This is a genomic window from Bacillus vallismortis, from assembly GCF_004116955.1.
GTDB classification, from domain to species: Bacteria; Bacillota; Bacilli; order Bacillales; family Bacillaceae; genus Bacillus; species Bacillus vallismortis.
Genome location: NZ_CP026362.1, coordinates 124,492 through 143,092, shown reverse-complemented (window position 1 = coordinate 143,092; position 18,601 = coordinate 124,492). Strand labels below are relative to the sequence as shown.

21 protein-coding genes and 1 riboswitch are annotated in these 18,601 nt (G+C 45.2%); of the genes, 9 read left to right on the top strand and 12 right to left on the bottom strand.

Going from position 1 to position 18,601, the window contains the following annotated elements:
• Positions 1-55: 55 nt before the first annotated feature.
• The gene (gene rsoA, locus BV11031_RS00720; protein ID WP_010330057.1) at positions 56-292 is read right to left on the bottom strand and encodes a sigma-O factor regulator RsoA; all 237 of its coding nucleotides are present in this window, start codon (positions 290-292) and stop codon (positions 56-58) included.
• Positions 289-825 carry an RNA polymerase sigma factor SigO gene (gene sigO, locus BV11031_RS00715; RefSeq protein ID WP_082246362.1) on the bottom strand — a complete coding sequence of 179 codons (537 nt, stop codon included), beginning with the start codon at positions 823-825 and terminating at the stop codon, positions 289-291. Before sigO ends, rsoA begins: the two co-directional genes overlap by 4 nt.
• Before the next feature lie 201 nt (positions 826-1,026).
• On the opposite strand from sigO, the gene BV11031_RS00710 reads away from it, so the two are divergent.
• From BV11031_RS00710 to BV11031_RS00700, 3 genes are all read left to right on the top strand, one after another.
• The gene (locus tag BV11031_RS00710) at positions 1,027-1,182 is read left to right on the top strand and encodes a YvrJ family protein (protein WP_010330059.1); all 156 of its coding nucleotides are present in this window, start codon (positions 1,027-1,029) and stop codon (positions 1,180-1,182) included.
• A gap of 118 nt (positions 1,183-1,300) precedes the next feature.
• On the top strand, positions 1,301-2,458 hold the full coding sequence (oxdC, locus tag BV11031_RS00705; RefSeq protein WP_010330060.1) for an oxalate decarboxylase: 1,158 nt from the start codon (positions 1,301-1,303) through the stop codon (positions 2,456-2,458).
• A gap of 60 nt (positions 2,459-2,518) precedes the next feature.
• Positions 2,519-2,929 carry an acid stress-sensitive anti sigma factor RsiO gene (locus BV11031_RS00700; RefSeq protein ID WP_010330061.1) on the top strand — a complete coding sequence of 137 codons (411 nt, stop codon included), beginning with the start codon at positions 2,519-2,521 and terminating at the stop codon, positions 2,927-2,929.
• A gap of 33 nt (positions 2,930-2,962) precedes the next feature.
• Here BV11031_RS00700 and BV11031_RS00695 read toward each other — a convergent pair whose 3' ends face one another.
• From BV11031_RS00695 to BV11031_RS00670, 6 genes are all read right to left on the bottom strand, one after another.
• Entirely contained in the window at positions 2,963-4,192 is a 1,230-nt protein-coding gene (locus BV11031_RS00695) for an ABC transporter permease (RefSeq protein WP_010330062.1), read from the bottom strand.
• Positions 4,185-4,874 (bottom strand): ABC transporter ATP-binding protein, encoded by a 690-nt coding sequence (locus tag BV11031_RS00690; RefSeq protein WP_010330063.1) that lies wholly within the window; start codon positions 4,872-4,874, stop codon positions 4,185-4,187. The genes BV11031_RS00695 and BV11031_RS00690 overlap by 8 nt, the downstream gene beginning before the upstream one ends.
• Positions 4,858-6,048 (bottom strand): efflux RND transporter periplasmic adaptor subunit, encoded by a 1,191-nt coding sequence (locus BV11031_RS00685; protein ID WP_010330064.1) that lies wholly within the window; start codon positions 6,046-6,048, stop codon positions 4,858-4,860. The genes BV11031_RS00690 and BV11031_RS00685 overlap by 17 nt, the downstream gene beginning before the upstream one ends.
• 171 nt (positions 6,049-6,219) lie before the next feature.
• Complete coding sequence (locus BV11031_RS00680; protein ID WP_010330065.1) at positions 6,220-7,029, bottom strand: ABC transporter ATP-binding protein; 810 nt, start codon at positions 7,027-7,029, stop codon at positions 6,220-6,222.
• 15 nt (positions 7,030-7,044) lie between these two features.
• Positions 7,045-8,055 carry a FecCD family ABC transporter permease gene (locus tag BV11031_RS00675; protein WP_010330066.1) on the bottom strand — a complete coding sequence of 337 codons (1,011 nt, stop codon included), beginning with the start codon at positions 8,053-8,055 and terminating at the stop codon, positions 7,045-7,047.
• Positions 8,055-9,101 (bottom strand): FecCD family ABC transporter permease, encoded by a 1,047-nt coding sequence (locus BV11031_RS00670; RefSeq protein ID WP_026014510.1) that lies wholly within the window; start codon positions 9,099-9,101, stop codon positions 8,055-8,057. The genes BV11031_RS00675 and BV11031_RS00670 overlap by 1 nt, the downstream gene beginning before the upstream one ends.
• A gap of 205 nt (positions 9,102-9,306) precedes the next feature.
• Here BV11031_RS00670 and BV11031_RS00665 point away from each other — a divergent pair, with 205 nt between their 5' ends.
• Positions 9,307-10,254, top strand: a complete 948-nt coding sequence (locus tag BV11031_RS00665; RefSeq protein WP_010330068.1) for an iron-hydroxamate ABC transporter substrate-binding protein — start codon at positions 9,307-9,309, stop codon at positions 10,252-10,254.
• A gap of 55 nt (positions 10,255-10,309) precedes the next feature.
• The gene (locus tag BV11031_RS00660; protein WP_010330069.1) at positions 10,310-10,579 is read left to right on the top strand and encodes a hypothetical protein; all 270 of its coding nucleotides are present in this window, start codon (positions 10,310-10,312) and stop codon (positions 10,577-10,579) included.
• 38 nt (positions 10,580-10,617) lie between these two features.
• Here the strand turns inward: BV11031_RS00660 and BV11031_RS00655 are convergent, their stop codons facing one another.
• Together BV11031_RS00655 and sspJ are read right to left on the bottom strand one after the other, a co-directional pair.
• Positions 10,618-12,018, bottom strand: a complete 1,401-nt coding sequence (locus BV11031_RS00655; protein ID WP_010330070.1) for an amino acid permease — start codon at positions 12,016-12,018, stop codon at positions 10,618-10,620.
• 103 nt (positions 12,019-12,121) lie between these two features.
• Positions 12,122-12,302, bottom strand: a riboswitch (Lysine riboswitch).
• A gap of 116 nt (positions 12,303-12,418) precedes the next feature.
• Positions 12,419-12,559, bottom strand: coding sequence for a small acid-soluble spore protein SspJ (sspJ, locus tag BV11031_RS00645; protein ID WP_010330072.1), 141 nt, complete (start codon positions 12,557-12,559; stop codon positions 12,419-12,421).
• 165 nt (positions 12,560-12,724) lie between these two features.
• Here sspJ and BV11031_RS00640 point away from each other — a divergent pair, with 165 nt between their 5' ends.
• The gene (locus BV11031_RS00640) at positions 12,725-13,207 is read left to right on the top strand and encodes a metal-dependent hydrolase (protein WP_010330073.1); all 483 of its coding nucleotides are present in this window, start codon (positions 12,725-12,727) and stop codon (positions 13,205-13,207) included.
• 99 nt (positions 13,208-13,306) lie between these two features.
• Positions 13,307-15,160 (top strand): LTA synthase family protein, encoded by a 1,854-nt coding sequence (locus BV11031_RS00635; protein ID WP_010330074.1) that lies wholly within the window; start codon positions 13,307-13,309, stop codon positions 15,158-15,160.
• Positions 15,161-15,187: 27 nt separating this feature from the next.
• Here the strand turns inward: BV11031_RS00635 and BV11031_RS00630 are convergent, their stop codons facing one another.
• Entirely contained in the window at positions 15,188-16,114 is a 927-nt protein-coding gene (locus BV11031_RS00630) for a substrate-binding domain-containing protein (RefSeq protein WP_010330075.1), read from the bottom strand.
• A gap of 110 nt (positions 16,115-16,224) precedes the next feature.
• Here BV11031_RS00630 and modA point away from each other — a divergent pair, with 110 nt between their 5' ends.
• Together modA and modB are read left to right on the top strand one after the other, a co-directional pair.
• Entirely contained in the window at positions 16,225-17,007 is a 783-nt protein-coding gene (gene modA, locus BV11031_RS00625; RefSeq protein WP_010330076.1) for a molybdate ABC transporter substrate-binding protein, read from the top strand.
• On the top strand, positions 16,979-17,671 hold the full coding sequence (gene modB, locus BV11031_RS00620) for a molybdate ABC transporter permease subunit (protein WP_128568233.1): 693 nt from the start codon (positions 16,979-16,981) through the stop codon (positions 17,669-17,671). Before modA ends, modB begins: the two co-directional genes overlap by 29 nt.
• A gap of 28 nt (positions 17,672-17,699) precedes the next feature.
• Here modB and pgoN read toward each other — a convergent pair whose 3' ends face one another.
• The gene (pgoN, locus tag BV11031_RS00615; protein WP_010330078.1) at positions 17,700-18,530 is read right to left on the bottom strand and encodes a glyoxal/methylglyoxal reductase; all 831 of its coding nucleotides are present in this window, start codon (positions 18,528-18,530) and stop codon (positions 17,700-17,702) included.
• Between the last annotated feature and the right edge of the window lie 71 nt (positions 18,531-18,601).

The window sequence follows — 18,601 nt, the reverse complement described above, 5'->3', positions numbered from 1 at the left end:
ATAAAAAACGGGAACGTGGCAGTTCCCGTTTTACGTATGTTCAGATGATAAATGATTATGAGTTCTCGTCTACCATATACAAAATAAACTCCCAAAACCCCGGAACGTCCTGACACAAAAGCATATCAGCCTTTTCAAACATCTTAATCCTCAGCTCTTGCTCTAAATCTTCTCTTTCTTGAAAGGACGTATTGCTGAGTTTTTTTCTGATCATCGGTGAAAAGCATGCAATCAGATGTTCAATGTCATACATGTCGTCTTTTTGTTTCTTTTGATCAAACTGGCCGTTCACAGCTTACTTTCCCCCTTTTTTTGCGCCGCTAGCTGCTTTCTGATATTCTCAAGCCCCTTTTTATGAATGTTAGAGATGTTTTGCCGGGACTCCCCTAGCGAATCTGCAATCTCCTGCATCGTAGCACCGTGAAGATAGACTTTCGTCAACACGCTTTTTTGTTTGTCAGTCAGCTTCTGGATCGCTTGGTAGAGCTGATAATCCTGGACGTGCTGGCTCAGATCATCCTGCCGGTCTAAAAATGCTTCAAACGCATCGCTTCCCGTTTCAGAAGGAAGCCGTTCCCCCACTTCCGGATGATCGACCGTCAGCGGATACCGTTTTTGGTTTTTACGAACCCGCTTATCAAAATCAATAGAAAAGATGCGAATCATTGAATTCATATACTTAACGATGCGGATTTCCTTATAAAATTGCTTGAATTGCTCGTCCAATGATTTTGCATCTTTCTCGTTCGGGCTTTCCATGACGTTTTTGAACAAACGGTAATGCTGAGGATTGCTCAAAAAATGCTTCACGATGGGATGCTTCATTATCTCCTTACATTTTGATCGCAAAAGACCTTGATAGTCCATCAAACCGCCTCCCTATAAATTAAATGAAAGAAAGCAAAAAAAAGTAAACTACTACTTTCTGACTAGCGCTTGCCTTCATTACGCCAGCCGCAGTTTACGTTTTCATGGATTTCCTTCACTTACATACATGACTGCAAAAAAAGAAGGGAGGTATTTTCCATGGATCAGGTTTTTATAGAAGAAGTCGTAAAACAGATTGGCAATCTAGGGTTTCCTGCGCTGATTGCAATGTACCTGCTGACCCGATTTGAGAAAAAGTTCGATCAGCTTATCGAACTGATGACAGAACTGAAAGATCAGAAAGCAAAAAAATAATTTTTAATCGAAGTTGACTTTTCACTGTTTTTTTTCACTTAACAAGACAGAAGGGAAAACGAAAGGCCTTTCACCTTCTCTTTCAGTATCACATTACAATTTTAAGGAGGAAACATTCATGAAAAAACAAAACGACATTCCGCAGCCAATCAGAGGAGACAAAGGAGCAACAGTAAAAATCCCGCGTAATATTGAAAGAGACCGCCAAAATCCTGATATGCTTGTTCCGCCGGAAACCGATCACGGCACCGTCAGCAATATGAAGTTCTCATTCTCTGATACTCACAACCGATTAGAAAAAGGCGGATATGTCCGTGAAGTTACCGTACGTGAACTGCCGATTTCAGAAAACCTTGCTTCTGTCAATATGCGGCTGAAACCAGGTGCCATTCGCGAGCTGCATTGGCATAAAGAAGCCGAGTGGGCTTATATGATTTACGGACGTGCAAGAGTTACCCTTGTGGATGAACAGGGCCGCAGCTTTATTGATGATGTAGGCGAAGGAGATCTTTGGTACTTCCCGTCAGGCCTGCCGCACTCCATTCAAGCGCTGGATGAAGGAGCCGAGTTCCTGCTCGTGTTTGACGATGGCTCATTCTCTGAAAACAGCACGTTCCAGCTGACAGACTGGCTTGCCCACACGCCTAAAGAAGTCATTGCTGCAAACTTTGGCGTCACACAAGAAGAGATTGCCAATTTGCCAGGCAAAGAGAAATATATATTTGAAGAACCAGTCCCAGGAAGTTTAAAAGATGACATTGTAAAAGGGCCGAACGGTGAAGCGCCTTATCCGTTTACTTACCGCCTTCTTGAACAGAAGCCAATTGAATCAGAAGGAGGAAAAGTATACATTGCAGATTCAACAAACTTCAAAGTGTCTAAAACGATCGCATCCGCGCTCGTGACGGTGGAACCCGGTGCCATTCGCGAGCTGCATTGGCATCCGAATACGCACGAGTGGCAATACTACATCTCCGGCCAAGCAAGAATGACCGTTTTTGCATCTGACGGCCATGCGAGAACGTTTGACTACCAAGCCGGTGATGTCGGGTATGTTCCGTTTGCAATGGGGCATTACGTTGAAAACACTGGAGATGAACCGCTAGTCTTTTTAGAGATCTTCAAAGACGACCACTACGCCGATGTATCTTTAAACCAATGGCTTGCAATGCTTCCTGAGACACTTGTTCAACAGCATCTTGAATTAGGCAAGGACTTTACCGATATCCTTTCAAAAGAAAAACATCCGGTTGTGAAAAAGAAATACAATGAATAAAAAACTGCCAGCCTGCAGAGAGCGTTCGTTCTCTGCAGGCCTTTATAAGGAGATAAACCCGTGAAACATCAAATGTCTTCAAAACGATTATTGCGGCTCTCTATAAAATACTGTTTGGCCGCGGCGGCAGTGGTGTTGACCTATTTTGCCGTCATCTATATATTGTTTTCGATAGCAGGAACGAGCTGCCGCTCAGCGGCTCATGTCCTGCTTTTTACCGTGTTGTTTCTTGTCCTCGGCCTATTCTTAGAACCATTGGAACGCCTGATGATACATAGCTTTACATTTTTCAAGACAGACAAACGCTTATTCATTCTTCTTGCCGGCATCGTACAGCTGCTGTTTTTGTGGATGACTGCCCATACGACAGACCAATTGATGAGCGACATTTGGCTGTCCACTACAGAAGAAATGATCGTCGCAGCCGTTTTTCTGATTTTAGACAAATGCAACTCAGCTCTTCCAAGCTAAAAAAAGAACGCATTCCAAATGGATGCGTTCTTTTTATTCATAGCGTAGCGCGTCTACAGGCTGAAGCTTCGATGCCTTGATGGACGGAAGCAAGCCGAAAATAATGCCGACTGCCATTGAAAAGATGAGTGCTCCGACCACAGCCGGGACGGAGACGATAAAAGGCATTGGAAAAACGACCGTCAGCAGCTTAGCGATGCCGAAGCCCGCCAGCACACCGAGTATTCCGCCAATGCTTGTCAGCACGACCGCCTCGGTTAAAAATTGAAATAAAATCACACGCCGCTTAGCACCGAGCGCTTTTTTAATTCCGATTTCCCTCGTGCGCTCCGTAACGGAAACGAGCATGATATTCATAACGCCGATGCCGCCAACCAATAGTGAAATACTGGCGATTCCGCCAAGCAGCAGTGCAAATGACTGATTAAAGGACTCCACTTCCTGTGCGATCTCCTGAAGATCCATCACACTATACTCTGCTTTTGCCAACTCAGCATCTGACAGCCCTTGGTTTAAAAGATCAGCAGCCATCACGCCGGCTTCTTGGATATGCTCAGAAGAATCGGCCTGCACAGCGATCTGTGTCGGCGCGTCAAATCCTTCGATGAGCGGCCACACCTTTTTCGGCACGTACAAAACCGGGTTCGCGTAATCACCTTCAAACATGCTTTCCTGCTGATTTTTTTCTGTAAAAACACCGGCAACCTTAAACGGCACACCATTCATCTCAATCTTTTTATGCAGAGCGTCTCCGTCTGGAAACAGTTCATCTCTGGCGGCTTCATTGATCATCACCACTTGGCGTGTGCTGTTCAATTCATTTTCCGCCAGCTTCCTCCCTTCGGTTATACGGACTGGGAACATATCAAAGTAGTCACCGTCAACTCCGAACACTTGGGGGTACGAAACGTTTGTCAAATGAAAGACGCTCGAACCTTCAGACAAGTAATATAAGGATAATCCTTTGACCATAGGATCAGATTTAATTGCCTTTACTGTTTCGTCAGTGACAGGCGGCGCGGACGTGTACGAAACCTGATAGCCGATGCCCTCCTCTTCTCCGCCTGACGGCTGGTAGACAACATTGATCGCGTTATTTCCCATGCCGATCATGCTTTGCTTTAATTGTTCGCTTTGTCCCTTCAGCATCGACACAATCGCAATAATTGCCGCTATGCCGATAATGACACCGAGCATGGTCAGAATGGATCTTAATTTATGAGAGAAAATGGATTGAAAGGAGATTCGAATATGCTCAAGCATGGCTGATATCCCCTCTCTCGTCTAATACCAATTCTCCGTCTCTGATAAAAACGGTTCTGTCAGCTTTTTTGGCAACATCCGGGTCGTGGGTAATCATAATAATGGTCTTGCCTTCCCGATGCAATTCAGAAAACAGCGCCAAAATTTGTTCGCTTGATTTGGTATCAAGCGCCCCGGTCGGTTCATCAGCCAAAATAAATCTCGGCTGATTGACTAAGGCTCTCGCGATCGCCACCCGTTGCTTTTGCCCGCCTGACAGCTTCGGAGGCTTGTAGGAGACCCTGTTTTTTAGCCCGACCTTTTCCAGCGCTTCATAAGCTCTCTGCCTTCTATCTTTTTTCTTCACTTTATTATAGATCATCGGCAGCTCGACATTTTGCAGCGCGGTGAGACGCGGCAGCAGATGAAAGGTTTGAAACACAAACCCGATTGATTCGTTGCGGATTTCGGCTAAGGCACCGTCTTTCCCTTTCAAAATATCGATCTGGTCAAGCGTATAGGTTCCCGAGGTTGGCCTGTCCAAACAGCCGATGATATTCATTAACGTTGACTTTCCAGAACCCGAAGGCCCCATAATCGCCAGAAACTCGCCGGCTTGGACCGTCAGATTAATATGTTTCAAGATCGGAACTTCTTCTTTTCCCAGCTTGTACGATTTTGAAATATTATTCAGTGTCAGCATTGACTGTAACCTGCTTTCCTTCCTTGACCGCGGGATCAGGATAGATCACATAATCGTCCGGCGTCAGGCCGCTCTTAATCTCCACCATGTCATTTTCATCAGTGTCCCCGATTTCAACAGGCTGCTTGACCGCTTTCTGATTCTCATCCGCTTTCCACACGTACGGTTCGCCGTCATCCTGAATGACCATGTCGGACGGCAGTTTAATCGCGTCCGCATCAGCCTCATCGCTCATCACCTCGATGTTGACATGATAGCCGACTTCGAGACCTTTATGGCTGTCTAATAAAATAGTGAACGGATAGTTAGAGGATTGAGGGTTCATTTCTTCTTCAGCATAACTTTCTTCCTCACCCTCGCCTGTTCCCGCTGGAAGCTTGCCGATCGAGGTGACCTTTCCTTTCCACTCGCCTTCACCGCCTGTTTTCAGCGTGACTTTGACTTTGCTGCCTTTTTTCATTGTGTCCATTAACAGCTCGTTGATTTGGCTTTTGACTAGATATTTGCCCGTGGAAACAATCTGGATATACGGTCCTCCTGCCTGATCGCCCGTTGCCCCGTCAGCAATATCCTGATTGACGCTTTGAACGATCCCGTCATGCTTGCTTGTTATGACATTGGAGCCTTTGTTTTTCGTAAGGGCTGACAGCTCTTTTTGATGCTGCTTCAACTCAAGCTGGCTTGTTTTTAAATCGAAGTTGGCCTGGTCAAGCTCATCTTGCAGCTGTGATTTCTCTTCTTTTCCGGCTGTTTTCAGCTGTTTTTCCGTTTCCGTTATTGATTTTTGCAAACGGCTGATTTGCAGGTTAGTCATTTCGATTTGCAAATTGGCTTGCTCCACTTCGTCAGAGTGATCCTCGCCCTCATACTCAAAAAGTTTATCGCCCTTTTTGACCTGATCGCCTTCTTTGACGTATGTTTTTTTAATGCTGCCTTTTTCTGAATCGATATAGACTTTCTGCTGTTTCTCAGGTTCAACCTTTCCCGAGAAGGTTTGGCCTGATTCTGAGTCTCCTCCCATGTATACCGCTACCGATTCAGCATAGGGTTCCGATGATACGGCAATTTGGTTCATGTGGGTAAAAACGTAAACACCGCCGGCGCCGATCCCTGCCAATACAAGCACACCGGCACATATCGCACCGGTAATAAGCCATTTTTTCTTCTTGGACACAACGATCTCCTCTTTCTGTAAACTATGTAATATTTTCGAAACATTCTAACCAATATTATCTATTAATTCAAAAAGACTTGCAATCTTTTTATTAAAATGAAGCAATCAAATGGTGAAATTGTATTTTCAGGGCCGAAAATAAAAACTCCCGGCTCTGAACCGGGAGTTTTCTTACACAGAAACAAGTGTTTTTTCCTTTTTAATCAGATCATAGGTCAAGCATACAGGTTTATTGGTGCGGGGATCAGTGACGATTTCAGCATCAATTTGAAATACCTGCTTCAAAATGTCCGGTGTCATGACCTCCAGTGCTGTGCCTTCCTTGATGACCGCGCCTTTTTTGAGCGCGATCATATAATGAGAAAAACGGGCTGCGTGGTTCAGGTCATGAATGACCATTAGAATCGTCCGTCCCTGTTCTTTGTTGAGTCTGTCAAGCAGCTGAAGAATTTCTAGCTGGTGTGCGAGATCAAGATACGTTGTCGGTTCATCCAACAGCAACAGTTCCGTCCCTTGCGCAAGCGCCATGGCAATCCAGACGCGCTGACGCTGTCCGCCTGACAGGGCCTCAATCGGCCGTTCAGCGTATTCAGCCATTCCTGTTTCTTCTAGCGCCCATTTGATGATCCGGCGATCTTCATCATGTAATCGGCCAAATCCTGATTGATGCGGAAACCTGCCGTACGACACCAATTCATACACCGTTAAACCGCTTGGCGCTTCAGGTGTCTGCGGCAGAATCGCCATATCTTTCGCAATGTCCTTTGTAGGCATTTTATGAATCGCTTTACCGTTTAAATAGACGGCACCTGTATGTGAACGCATAATTCTGGACATTGTTTTTAATATCGTTGATTTCCCGCAACCGTTCGGGCCGATTAAGGTAGTGATTTTCCCTTTAGGAACCGATATATTTAAATCTTCTACAATCACCCTGTCACCATAACCGATTCCAAGCTGTTCCGTTGATAATGAATTCATATTCGGCCCCCTCCTCTAATTCGTTTTCATCAATAAATAAATAAAATAAGGCGCGCCTAACACGGAGATAACAAGGCCGACCGGAATTTCTGACGGTGCCAATACATTTCTCGCCAGCGTGTCAGCGAGCAAAAACAGAAATGCGCCGATGAAGGCCGAGACCGGTATCAGCGTCTGGTGACGGGGACCGGTAAGCCTTCTCGCCACGTGGGGCGCGATCAATCCGAGAAACGCGATCCCCCCTGCTGCTGCCACGCATGAAGCGGCAAGAGTGACCGCTGCCAGAAGGAGAATCCGTCTTTCCCTTTCAACAGCAGTGCCCAGTCCGGTCGCTAATTGATCTCCGAGCTGCAAAATGTTCAAATAGCGTGCCTTATATAAAGTAAACGGAAGCAAGATCACAATCCAAGGAAGAATCGCCCAGATCATATTCCAGTTGGCCCCCCAGATCGAGCCGGAAATCCAAACCGCGGCTTGCATAAAATCATGAGGGTCCATCTTGAGCTGAAAAATCAGCAGCAGAGCATTAAATCCGGCATTCACGCCAATACCGACTAAAATCAGCCGAATCGGTGTCACACCTTTTTTCCAAGCCAGAAGATAAATGAGAAACGCGGCGAGGAATGCGCCCGCCAAAGCACTGAACGGAAGCATAAATGTTCCGAAAAAGCTGAGATTTGAAGCTGATTCTTGAAAAAAGTATATAAAAAGCACAACAGCAAGCGAGCCGCCGGCGTTAATGCCGAGAATGCCGGGCTCAGCCAGATCATTTTGAGACACGCTTTGCAAAATGGCGCCGGCAACAGCGATTCCTGCCCCAACGAGCAATGAAAGGATGATCCGCGGCAGCCTGAACTCAAATAAGACAAGTTCATCACGCGCCGTTCCTTGGCCGAAAAAAACTTGGAGCGTTTTAAGCGGTGCAATTTTGATGACACCCAAATTCAAGCTGATAAAAAAGACCATTACGATCAGCAGAAAGGTCACAGCCATCACAACGAGCGGTTTTTTCGTTTTCGTTTTCATTACAGCCCTCTCCTTTCCCGGCGTGCCAAGTAAAAGAAAAAGGGAACGCCGATGAGAGAGGTCAGCGCGCCGACAGGTGTTTCAAAGGGCGCGTTTACAAGTCTTGCCGCAATGTCAGCAAACACGAGCAAAACGGCGCCAAGCACCGCCGAACAAGGAATGATCCATCGATAATCCACACCGACCAAAAAGCGGGTAATATGCGGTATAATCAGCCCGATGAATGCGATGGTGCCGGCAATAGAAACAGCGGCTCCCGTCAAAATCACAACGACAAGCATGCCAACCACCTTCACCGCCGATGTATATTGTCCAAGCCCTTTCGCCAGCTCGTCACCGAGACTTAACACTGTCACAGACCGGGCGATGATAAACGCCAGCGTTAAACCGGCCGCCCCCGCGAGAAGCAAAAGATGGACACCTGACCATTTCACACCCGCTACCCCGCCAGCATACCAAAAACTGATATCTTGAGCGACATCAAAGCGGATGGCAACAGCGGTTGAAATGCCTGTAAAAAAATAAGAAACTGCTGATCCTGCCAGCGCAAGCTTTACCGGCGTAAGTCCGCCCCTTGAAAACATGCCAATCCCCATTACCGTAGATGCCCCGAGTCCCGCTCCTGCAAAGGACCATAGCACAAGCCCCATCATAGAAAGTCCGGGAAAAAAAGCAAATGCAATCGAAACGGCAAACGCAGAGCCTGATGTCACCCCCATAATTGAAGGTTCTGCCAAAGGGTTTCTCGTCATCCCCTGCATGATCGCGCCCGACACCGCCAACAAAGCGCCGACAAGCGCAGCGGCAGCCGTTCTCGGCAGGCGAAGGTCGTGTATAATTTGGTGGGAGGTCTCTTTCGGCTGAAAATGAAAAATGGCGTCCCACACCGTGCGCAAATGAATATCGGCCGCACCGAGGGATATGGATAAAAGCGCGCCAAGACATAGTAAGCCTATCCCTGCAATAAGGACAATGACCGCGCCAAAAGACCTGGACGTCCATTGGTTTTCTTCTGATATCATCTGTATATTTTTCCTTTGACTCAACAGCCGAACTTCCTTTCTAATACTGATAATGATTATCAATTATTGTTCCAGTATATCAATTTTTCTGCTAATGGAATAGAGCGTTCTGAACAAAATGAGCATATGATTGCAAAAAATACCGTGTCCAACTGGCTCCTGCAATGGTATAATCACATTTGATAATGATTCTCTTTATCATCTATTTTCTGGAAAGAAGGTATGAGATATGAACCATATATACAAGAAACTCGGAGCCGCGTTTTTTGCCTTGCTATTGATTGCGGCACTGGCAGCCTGCGGGAATCACTCTGAAAGCAAAGGATCTTCCTCTGATTCAAACGCCGGAGAAACCGTTACATATAAGGCTGAAAACGGCAATGTGAAGATTCCTAAGCATCCTAAACGGGTGGTTGTCATGGCTGACGGCTACTACGGCTACTTCAAGACACTCGGCATCAACGTCGTCGGTGCGCCTGAGAACGTATTTAAAAACCCTTACTATAAAGGAAAAACCGACGGTGTCACAAGCATCGGAGACGGTACTTCCGTTGAAAAAGTCATTGATTTGAATCCTGACTTGATTATCGTTTGGACAACGCAAGGCGCTGATATTAAAAAACTTGAAAAAATCGCGCCGACCGTCGCGGTAACATACGACAAGCTCGACAATATTGAGCAGCTCAAAGAGTTCGCAAAAATGACGGGAACTGAAGATAAAGCAGAAAAATGGCTGGCTGAGTGGGATAACAAAGTTGCTGCGGCTAAAACAAAAATCAAAAAAGCCGTCGGTGACAAAACAGTCTCCATTATGCAATCGAACGGAAAAGATATCTACGTATTCGGAAAAGATTTCGGAAGAGGCGGAAGCATCATTTACAAAGATCTCGGTTTGCAAGCCACAAAGCTGTCAAAGGAAAAAGCCATTGATCAAGGGCCGGGATATACAAGTATTTCATTAGAGAAGCTCCCTGACTTCGCCGGAGATTATATTTTCGCAGGTCCATGGCAAGCAGGCGGCGACGATGGCGGCGTATTTGAAAGCTCCATTTGGAAAAATCTAAACGCCGTTAAACATGGCCATGTCTATAAGATGGACCCGATAGGCTTCTACTTCTCTGACCCGATCTCATTAGAAGGGCAGCTGACATTTATTACGGAAAGCTTAACAAAATAACAAAAGAGCCGCCTGCCCGCGGCTCTTTTGCCACATCTATAAGGAGCGGCTCATTTTGAACCACATCGGATATTTTCTTTCGCAATTCATATTTAGCCTCATCATCATCGCGATCAGTTTTTTTAACGGTCTCTATATCGGAAAACCCTTTTCTAGTGTGCTTCTTGTATTTATCTTAGTGCTCGTTCTGTTTGATTTGCTGGAAAGGCTGAAAAAACGATTTTTGCATATTCGATTATCAGTCAAAATTTTTCTCTCAATTTCTGCTTTCCTGTCAGCAGTTTTAACAATCGGATTACTAACGGGAGAAATGATGATTTTATAACAAAAGACACCTGACAAAGCGAATCAGGTGTCTTTTGTTTATGCTTTCTGAAACTTTTTAACAACAAATGGATAAACGATCAATCCGACAAAGAATAAACCGATGCCGAGAATAAATGTCGTTAAATCCGCTGTGCCTGTTATGATGACAAACAATGAGTACGCGCACGCTAATATCGCGATCAATCCGTCTTTGACACGGGAGCCTCTCAGCTGGTCATACGTTTCACCTTTGATGACAAGCTTCAAGCTGTAAATCGCTGATACTAAATACGGAATTAAATAGGCAAGCGTTGCCGCTGTCGTTAAAAACGTAAATGCGTCACTTATTGTCCGGGAAATAACCGAGAAAATGAAGACTTGTGACATGACATTTGTAATGATAAGCGCGATAACCGGACTTCCCTTTTTATTCGTTTTCGCAAAGAATGCCGGAAAATCTCCCGCTTTAGCCGCTTGATATGGAACCTCAGAGCCGAGCAAAATCCAGCCGAGCATCGTTCCGAATAAACAAAGGATGGCCAAAAGTGCCATAATCACGCTTCCCGCGTTTCCAACAATCGCATACAGCACATCAACAAACGGTTTTTCAGAACCGACAAGCTTATCATGCGGCAGAACACCCATGGTAATCAAAGTCACAATAATATAAATGCTCAATGCAATCAATAATCCGGTAATTGTCGCGCGTTTCACCTCACGCTGAGAGCGCGCACGGCCTGACAGAATAACCGCTGATTCAATGCCGACAAACGCCCACAGTGTAGAAATCGCGGCGTTATGCACCTGCCCGCCAATTCCAATGCTTGTGCCGTTTTCTCCTTGAACCGGGAAATAAAATTGATCGAATAATGCCGTTTGAAACACAAACAATCCGGCAACGATAAAGAAGACAAAACCTAATACTTTAGAAAGCGTCGTGACAAAGTTCAATTTACTTGCACCGTTAATGCTAGTAACGAGAATCGTGTGCGTGCCCCATAACAAGACCGTACATACAGCAAACGTCAGCAATTGGCCAAGAGTCACCTCTTGCCCGCCGATCGAAAACATTTCACGTTTATCAACCAGGATCGGGAAGAACGAAGTCAAGTAACCTGCGAGACTTGTGATAATCGCCACGTTACTGATCCAGCTCGCCACCCAGTAGCCCCATACCATTGTGAAACCGGCCGCGTTCCCTTTTTTCGGATCAGAGAACAGCGCCCTTGCATAACTCTGCGGTCCCGCTTTCAGTTCAGGCTTGCGGATGGACAAGTGTCCGAAGACAAGTGCAATCATCAGCACGCCGGCACCTGTCAAAAGCCAAGCGGACGTGGCGCCAAACGGACTCGCGATTGAAGCAAGCGAGCTCGGCAAGGAGAAAATTCCCGATCCAACCATATTTCCAACGACAAACGCCGTTAATAACCAAAAACCCCATTTTTTCGTCTGTTCCATTCCAGTACCTCCATGATTCTTTGTACGGACCAGACCCCGAGATCATGTAAACGCAAAAAAAGCCTGAACAAAAGTCCATGCTTAAAGAAACACACACCCTTGATCTCCGGATAGCCCTCCGCGAAAAAGCACGCGGCAGTCCTGCACTTATTCAGATACAGTCCCAGCATAGAGAAAGGATCGGCTTTCTCCACACTTCGGCGCTGATGCCTTTTACACATGTTAAACAGCTCCTGTCAGCCTGGCATGTGCTACTCATCATCCGCGCAACCTCTACCTCACTGAGAAAGAGTGAGGATTTAATGATTCAGTTACTCCCAGAAGGTTATCAAAGAAAGGATGATCTGTCAAAGGGAACAGATGGAAATACGGATAGAGCCCTAGCCCTATCCGCATGTGATTATCGATTATTTTTCTTTTTTTGCACTGCTTCTTGAAGCGGATCATCTTTTAAGGCTGAACCCGCATCTTCAAGAGCTCCCTGAATGACGTTTTTTTCTTTTTCAGAACGTTTTCCTTTATCTTTATTAAAGAAATCCATTCGAATCACCTCTTTTAGAAAATAGGTACATGATTAAGATGCCTTTTTCTCAAAAAATTATACGAGAAATGTTTTATCGTTCAAAGTCCTGTTGATCAAACATACATTCTCTTGCTATATTTGTAATTCAGAGATTTTTTGCAAAAGATAAAGGAGAAGCGGAAAATGACAGGAAAAACACACATCATGGGAGGCATCGCTTCTTGTACGGCAGCGGCTTATTATTATGGATTTGATCCTGCGCTTATGGCAGCGTCCGGCGCGGTTGGGGCATTGATTCCCGATATCTGCCACACGCAAAGCAAAATCGGGAGAAGATTTCCTATCCTTGCGAAAGTCGTCAGCTCCGTTTTCGGCCATCGGACGTTTACGCACAGCCTGCTGTTTCTGCTCATCATGTTTTTTATCACAGCCACATATATTCCAGATCAAAACATATCAACCGGACTGATGATCGGAATGGCGAGCCACTTGATCCTTGACGCTTGGACGGTGAACGGAATTAAACTGCTATTCCCATCAACGATTCGCGTGAGGCTCCCATTATATATGAAGACAGGCAGTTTTTCTGAGCAGCTTGTGTTAGCCGGCCTGACAATTGCTTCATGTTACTACTTTTATATGCTGTTTCATGGACGCATGATTTAAACGTGAGTGCTGACGCTTGTTCTAACGGGCTGTTTTTAGTAGATTTTACATAAGAAGCATTTCATGCAGATGACCAAGAAAACGTGAGGAGCCATATTAATGAAAGGAACCTTTTTTCATAATCAGCGGTTTTTATGTATTTCAATCGTATTCATGTGGGTGAAAACGTATGCGATTTATAAACTCGGCTTTCATTTGCAGATTGATTCCCTATTGGAGGAGCTAATACTGCTGATCAATCCGCTCAGCTTTATCCTTCCTTTATTCGGGATTGGCCTGCTCCTGAAAGATATCAAGCAGCGGGTCTTTTTGCTGATTGCCAATTTGGTTCTGACTGCCATCTTGATCTCCAATACGATTTTTTACGGCTTTTATATCGATTTTATTACCATCCCGGTTTTGTTTCAGGCCAGTAACATGAGCGATATGGGCAGCAGTGTAAAAGAACTGTTCAACCCTTTGTTTATCGCTCTGTTTGCGGATATGGTTTGTTTGCTGCTGCTTGCCCGAAAAGAGAAGAAACCGCAGACAAAAGCAGCCCCCCGCACGATTAAACGGTACTATGCCGCTTCCTGCGGCTTGATTCTCTGCACTCTGGCACTTGCAGAAGTACAGCAGCCGAAGCTTTTGTCACATTCCTTTGACCGGGAAATGCTCGTCAAAAGCATCGGGCTGTTTCAATTCCATATATACGATACGGTTTCTCAGACTGTAAATGTAAGCGCGAAGGCATTTGCCAATGAAGACAGCATGACTGCGATTAAAAACTATACAGAGGCTGATTACAGCAAGCCTGACCAAAGCAAATTCGGGCTGGCGAAGGGGCGCAACGTTATCTTTGTAACGCTTGAATCGACCCAAAGCTTTGTTTTGAATGAAAAGGTAAATGGAAAAGAAATCACCCCGTTTATGAATGATTTCATCAAAAAAAGCTATTCCTTTGATCATTTCTATCAGCAAACAGAACAAGGCAAAACATCCGATTCAGAATTCATCGTCGCTAATTCGCTGTATCCTTCCCTTAGCGGCGCCGTCTTTTTCACAAAAAGCGACCATCAATTTCACACGATGTACAAATCGCTGAAACAACATGATTATTACTCAGCTGTTTTTCACGCCAACCATAAAACATTTTGGAACCGAGATGTGATGTACGAGACATTTGGGATTGACCGCTTTTTTGATGTTGATGATTTCCATGTCACTCCCGGGACATCGACAAGCTGGGGCCTGAAGGATAAGGAATTTTTAGAACAGTCAGCCGGCAAGCTCAAAAGTCTGCCGCAGCCGTTTTACAGCAATTTCATCACGCTGACGAATCATTTTCCGTTTGAGATTGATGAAAAGGATCAGCTGATAGATGAATTTGATTCAAGCAGTGACCTGTTAAACCGCTATGTAACCACGGTGCGCTATGAAGATGAGGCGTTGAAGCACTTTATCAAAAAACTGAAGGATGAAGGTTTATACGAAAATTCGATGATTGTATTCATGGGAGATCATTATGGCATTTCTGAAGCCCATAATGAGGCGATGGCAGCATTTTTAGGGAAAGATGAAATTACGCCGTATGACAACGTTCAGCTCCAGCGGGTGCCATTTATCATACATATCCCGGGAATCACAGATCAAAAGCCGGAAACCATCCATGATGCCGGAGGACAGGTCGACGTTAGGCCGACACTGATGCATCTTCTCGGCATTGAGACAAAGGGCGATATCCAATTCGGCAATGATTTGCTGTCAAACGACCGAACGCCATTCACCGTGCTGCGAAACGGCAGTTTTATTACGAACGACTATATCTATACAAAAAACACGTGCTACAGCCAACAAACAGGGAAAGTGCTGGAAGACCAGGACGCATGCCTCCCTTATAAAGAGAAAGCAACTGAAGAGCTGTCTCTCTCTGATAAAATTTTAAACGGTGACCTGCTCAGGTTTTCTGAATGACAAAATCCCTCTTTACAGAGGGATTTTTCACGTTTCAAACATCACTTTTCCAGTCAGATTCGTTTGATAGCCGTTTAAATGAGATAGACTCGCTTTGTAGTCCTCAGAGTTCAAGATCTCCTTCACAGCTTTCACCAGCTGCTCCTGTTTTTTCAAAACGACGATATCATATTGTTCGTCGATGAGCGGGATAAAATCCACACTGCCCATATGTGCCGCGTGCTGCGCTCCGATTCCCGCGTCAGCCTGTCCGCTTGAGACTTGTGAAGCGACTGCGTAATGATCGGTCACGATATCGCCGTATCCCTTTATGTCAGCCGGATTCACACCAAGTAAGCCAAGCTGTTCATCAAGCAGCACTCTGGCGCCCGAACCCTTTTCCCTGTTGATCATCCGAATATCTGCCCTTCTTAGGTCATCCCAGCCTTGAATGTTTTTTGGATTCCCTTTTTGCACATACAGTCCGGCTTTGCGGAGAACGGCGTTGATCAGGCAAAACGGTTCGCCTGACAAGATCCGTTTTGCATAAGGCGCATTATATTGCCCCGTTTCCGCATCATACAAATGCAGGCTGACAATGTCACACTTGCCTTGATACATATCAATCAGGCTGTTTAAGCTCCCTTTGTATTTCCTAAGCGGCGTCTCCTGAATCGCATTCTCCAAATGTTTGCTGAGCAGATCCATCGAAATGTCCTGTCCGCTGATCATGACATTCTTTCTGCCATCCGGTTCCGCCTCCTGCATCTGTTTCGGCTCTTCGGCAACGGCAATGGGCTGAGACATTCTCATATTCGTTTTGTATTGCTTTAAATCTTCTTCGTCAACACGCATCTGCCTTCCGACACGGTAAGCAGGAAGCACGCCTTTTTTAATTAAATCATAAACGGTCAGCTTTGATACCTTCAGCAGACCTGCAACTTCTTCTATTGTATAGGAAGAGGTTTCATTCATTATCATCACCTCCCTATTTTATTATACCTTTTCAACGAATGTATAAAAACCCACATAAACCAAACATAATCAGTTATAATTAGATATAACTAATTATAAGGGGTGCAATCATGTTTAAAAAATATTTCATGTTAACAGCAGCCTTAACGGCTATTCTGCTTTCAGCAGGCTGCACCGCAAACCAGTCTTCAACGGATAGCGAGAAAAACGTAACGTTAACCATTTCAGCTGCTGCCAGTGCACAGGATGCGCTTGAGGAAATCCAACAGAACTATGAAAAAGAACATCAACACATCACAATCCAAAATAACTATGGCTCATCAGGCGCCTTGCAAAAACAGATTTCTCAAGGAGCAGGGGCAGATCTGTTCTTCTCAGCTGCTGAGGATAAATTTCAAAAGCTGGTGGATGACGGCGATATCGCCAAAAAAGACAGCACTGATTTAGTTGGCAATGAAATCGTGCTGGTCGTGCCGAAAAACGGAGATTCGCCTGTGACAAGTTTCAGCAATCTGGCTAATTCAGAAAAAATCGCCCTCGGGACGCCGGAATCCGTGCCGGCAGGAGCTTACGGGAAAGAATCACTGACAAAGCTGTCTCTATGGGACAAAGTAAAGGATAAGATCGTTTACGGAAAAGACGTCCGCCAAGTTCTTTCTTATGTTGAAACCGGCAATGTGGACGCAGGCATTGTTTATAAAACAGATGCCCTGATCTCAAAAAAAGTCAACATCATTGACGAGGCAAAAGCAGATACCCACAGCCCGATTGTCTATCCGCTAGGGATCGTAAAAGCTACAAAACACCGTAAGGAAGCGAAGGAATTTTACGATTACCTGCAATCCGATGAAGCAATGAAAGTATTTGAGAAATATGGTTTTACTGCTAAGTAACATAAGCGCTTCAGCGTTTTTCACACCTATTGTGCTTTCCTTTCAGGTCGCGGCAGTTGCCGGAATTGCTGTCATTATTCTCGGAACACTGGCGGGGGCATGGATGTCGCGGGCAACATTTTTCGGAAAAACGGCGCTCGAAACATTGTTTATGCTTCCGCTCGTTCTTCCGCCTACTGTTGTCGGTTTTATCTTGATCGTCATTTTCGGAAAGCACAGTTTTATCGGACAGGCCATCGAGTGGGTCTTTCATCAGCCTGTCATCTTCACCTGGTGGGCTGCTGTAATCGCCTCGGCTGTTGTGGCCTTTCCGCTTATGTATCAATCCGCCAAAACCGGATTTGCTGACATTGATCGCGATATACAGGGAGCTGCAATGGTAGACGGCGCCGGCAGATGGAAGGTATTTATCCATATTTCCATCCCGCTCACCTATCCCTCATTGCTGACCGGAAGCATCCTCAGCCTTGCACGGGCGCTCGGAGAGTTTGGCGCAACACTCATGTTTGCAGGAAACATCCCCGGTGTTACGCAAACATTGCCGACAGCTATTTATGTCGCATTGGATTCCGGCAACAATACCCTTGCTTGGGCGTGGGTCGTCTGTATTGTCGTCATTTCCTTTTTGATGCTGTTTTTTATTCAGCAGAAAAAAACACACTAAAAAACTCCCCATCTTGGGGAGTTTTTTATTAAAACAGAAGCTCATCGGGATTTGGGCCGACACGCTCATCTTTGTTTAACGCGTCGATTTTATCCATGTCTTCCTGGGACAATTCAAAATCAAAGATATCAGCATTTTCGATAATGCGGTGTTCTTTGATAGATTTCGGAATCGTGACAACCTCGTGCTGCAGATCCCAGCGCAAAATCACTTGAGCCACAGATTTATTGTGTTTTTCAGCAATCTCTGCAAGCACTTCGTTATCCAAAAGCTGTCCCTGCATGAGCGGAGACCATGCTTCCAGCTGGATGCCTTGATGTTTACAATAGTCTCTTAATTCTTTTTGCGTCAAACGCGGGTGAAATTCCACTTGGTTTACCATCGGTTTGATTTCAGCGTCTTTCAGCAATTCTTCTAAATGATGAACTTGGAAATTGCTGACGCCGATCGCGCGGATTTTTCCGTCCTTGTACAGCTTTTCAAGCGCGCGCCACGTATCTTTATATTTATCCTTGCCAGGCCAGTGGATTAAATATAGATCTAAGTAATCTAGCTGAAGTCTTTCCAGGCTTTTTTCAAAGGCAGCAAGCGTTGTTTCGTAGCCTTGGTCTTCATTCCATACTTTTGATGTAATGAAGAGCTCTTCTCTTGCCACACCGGATTCTTTAATTCCAATGCCAACGCCTTCTTCATTTTTGTAGACAGCTGCTGTATCAATGCTGCGGTAACCGTTTTTAATCGCCGCTTTCACAGATTCAGTCGCTTCACTTCCGTTTTCTACTTTAAAAACACCTAGACCGAACCAAGGCATTTCAACTCCGTTATGTAACTTTACAGTATCTTTTAAACTTGTTGCCACTTGAACATCCACCCTTTCATTGAAATATAAGCGTCTATATTATCTCACACTCCTCCGAGCCGATACCAATA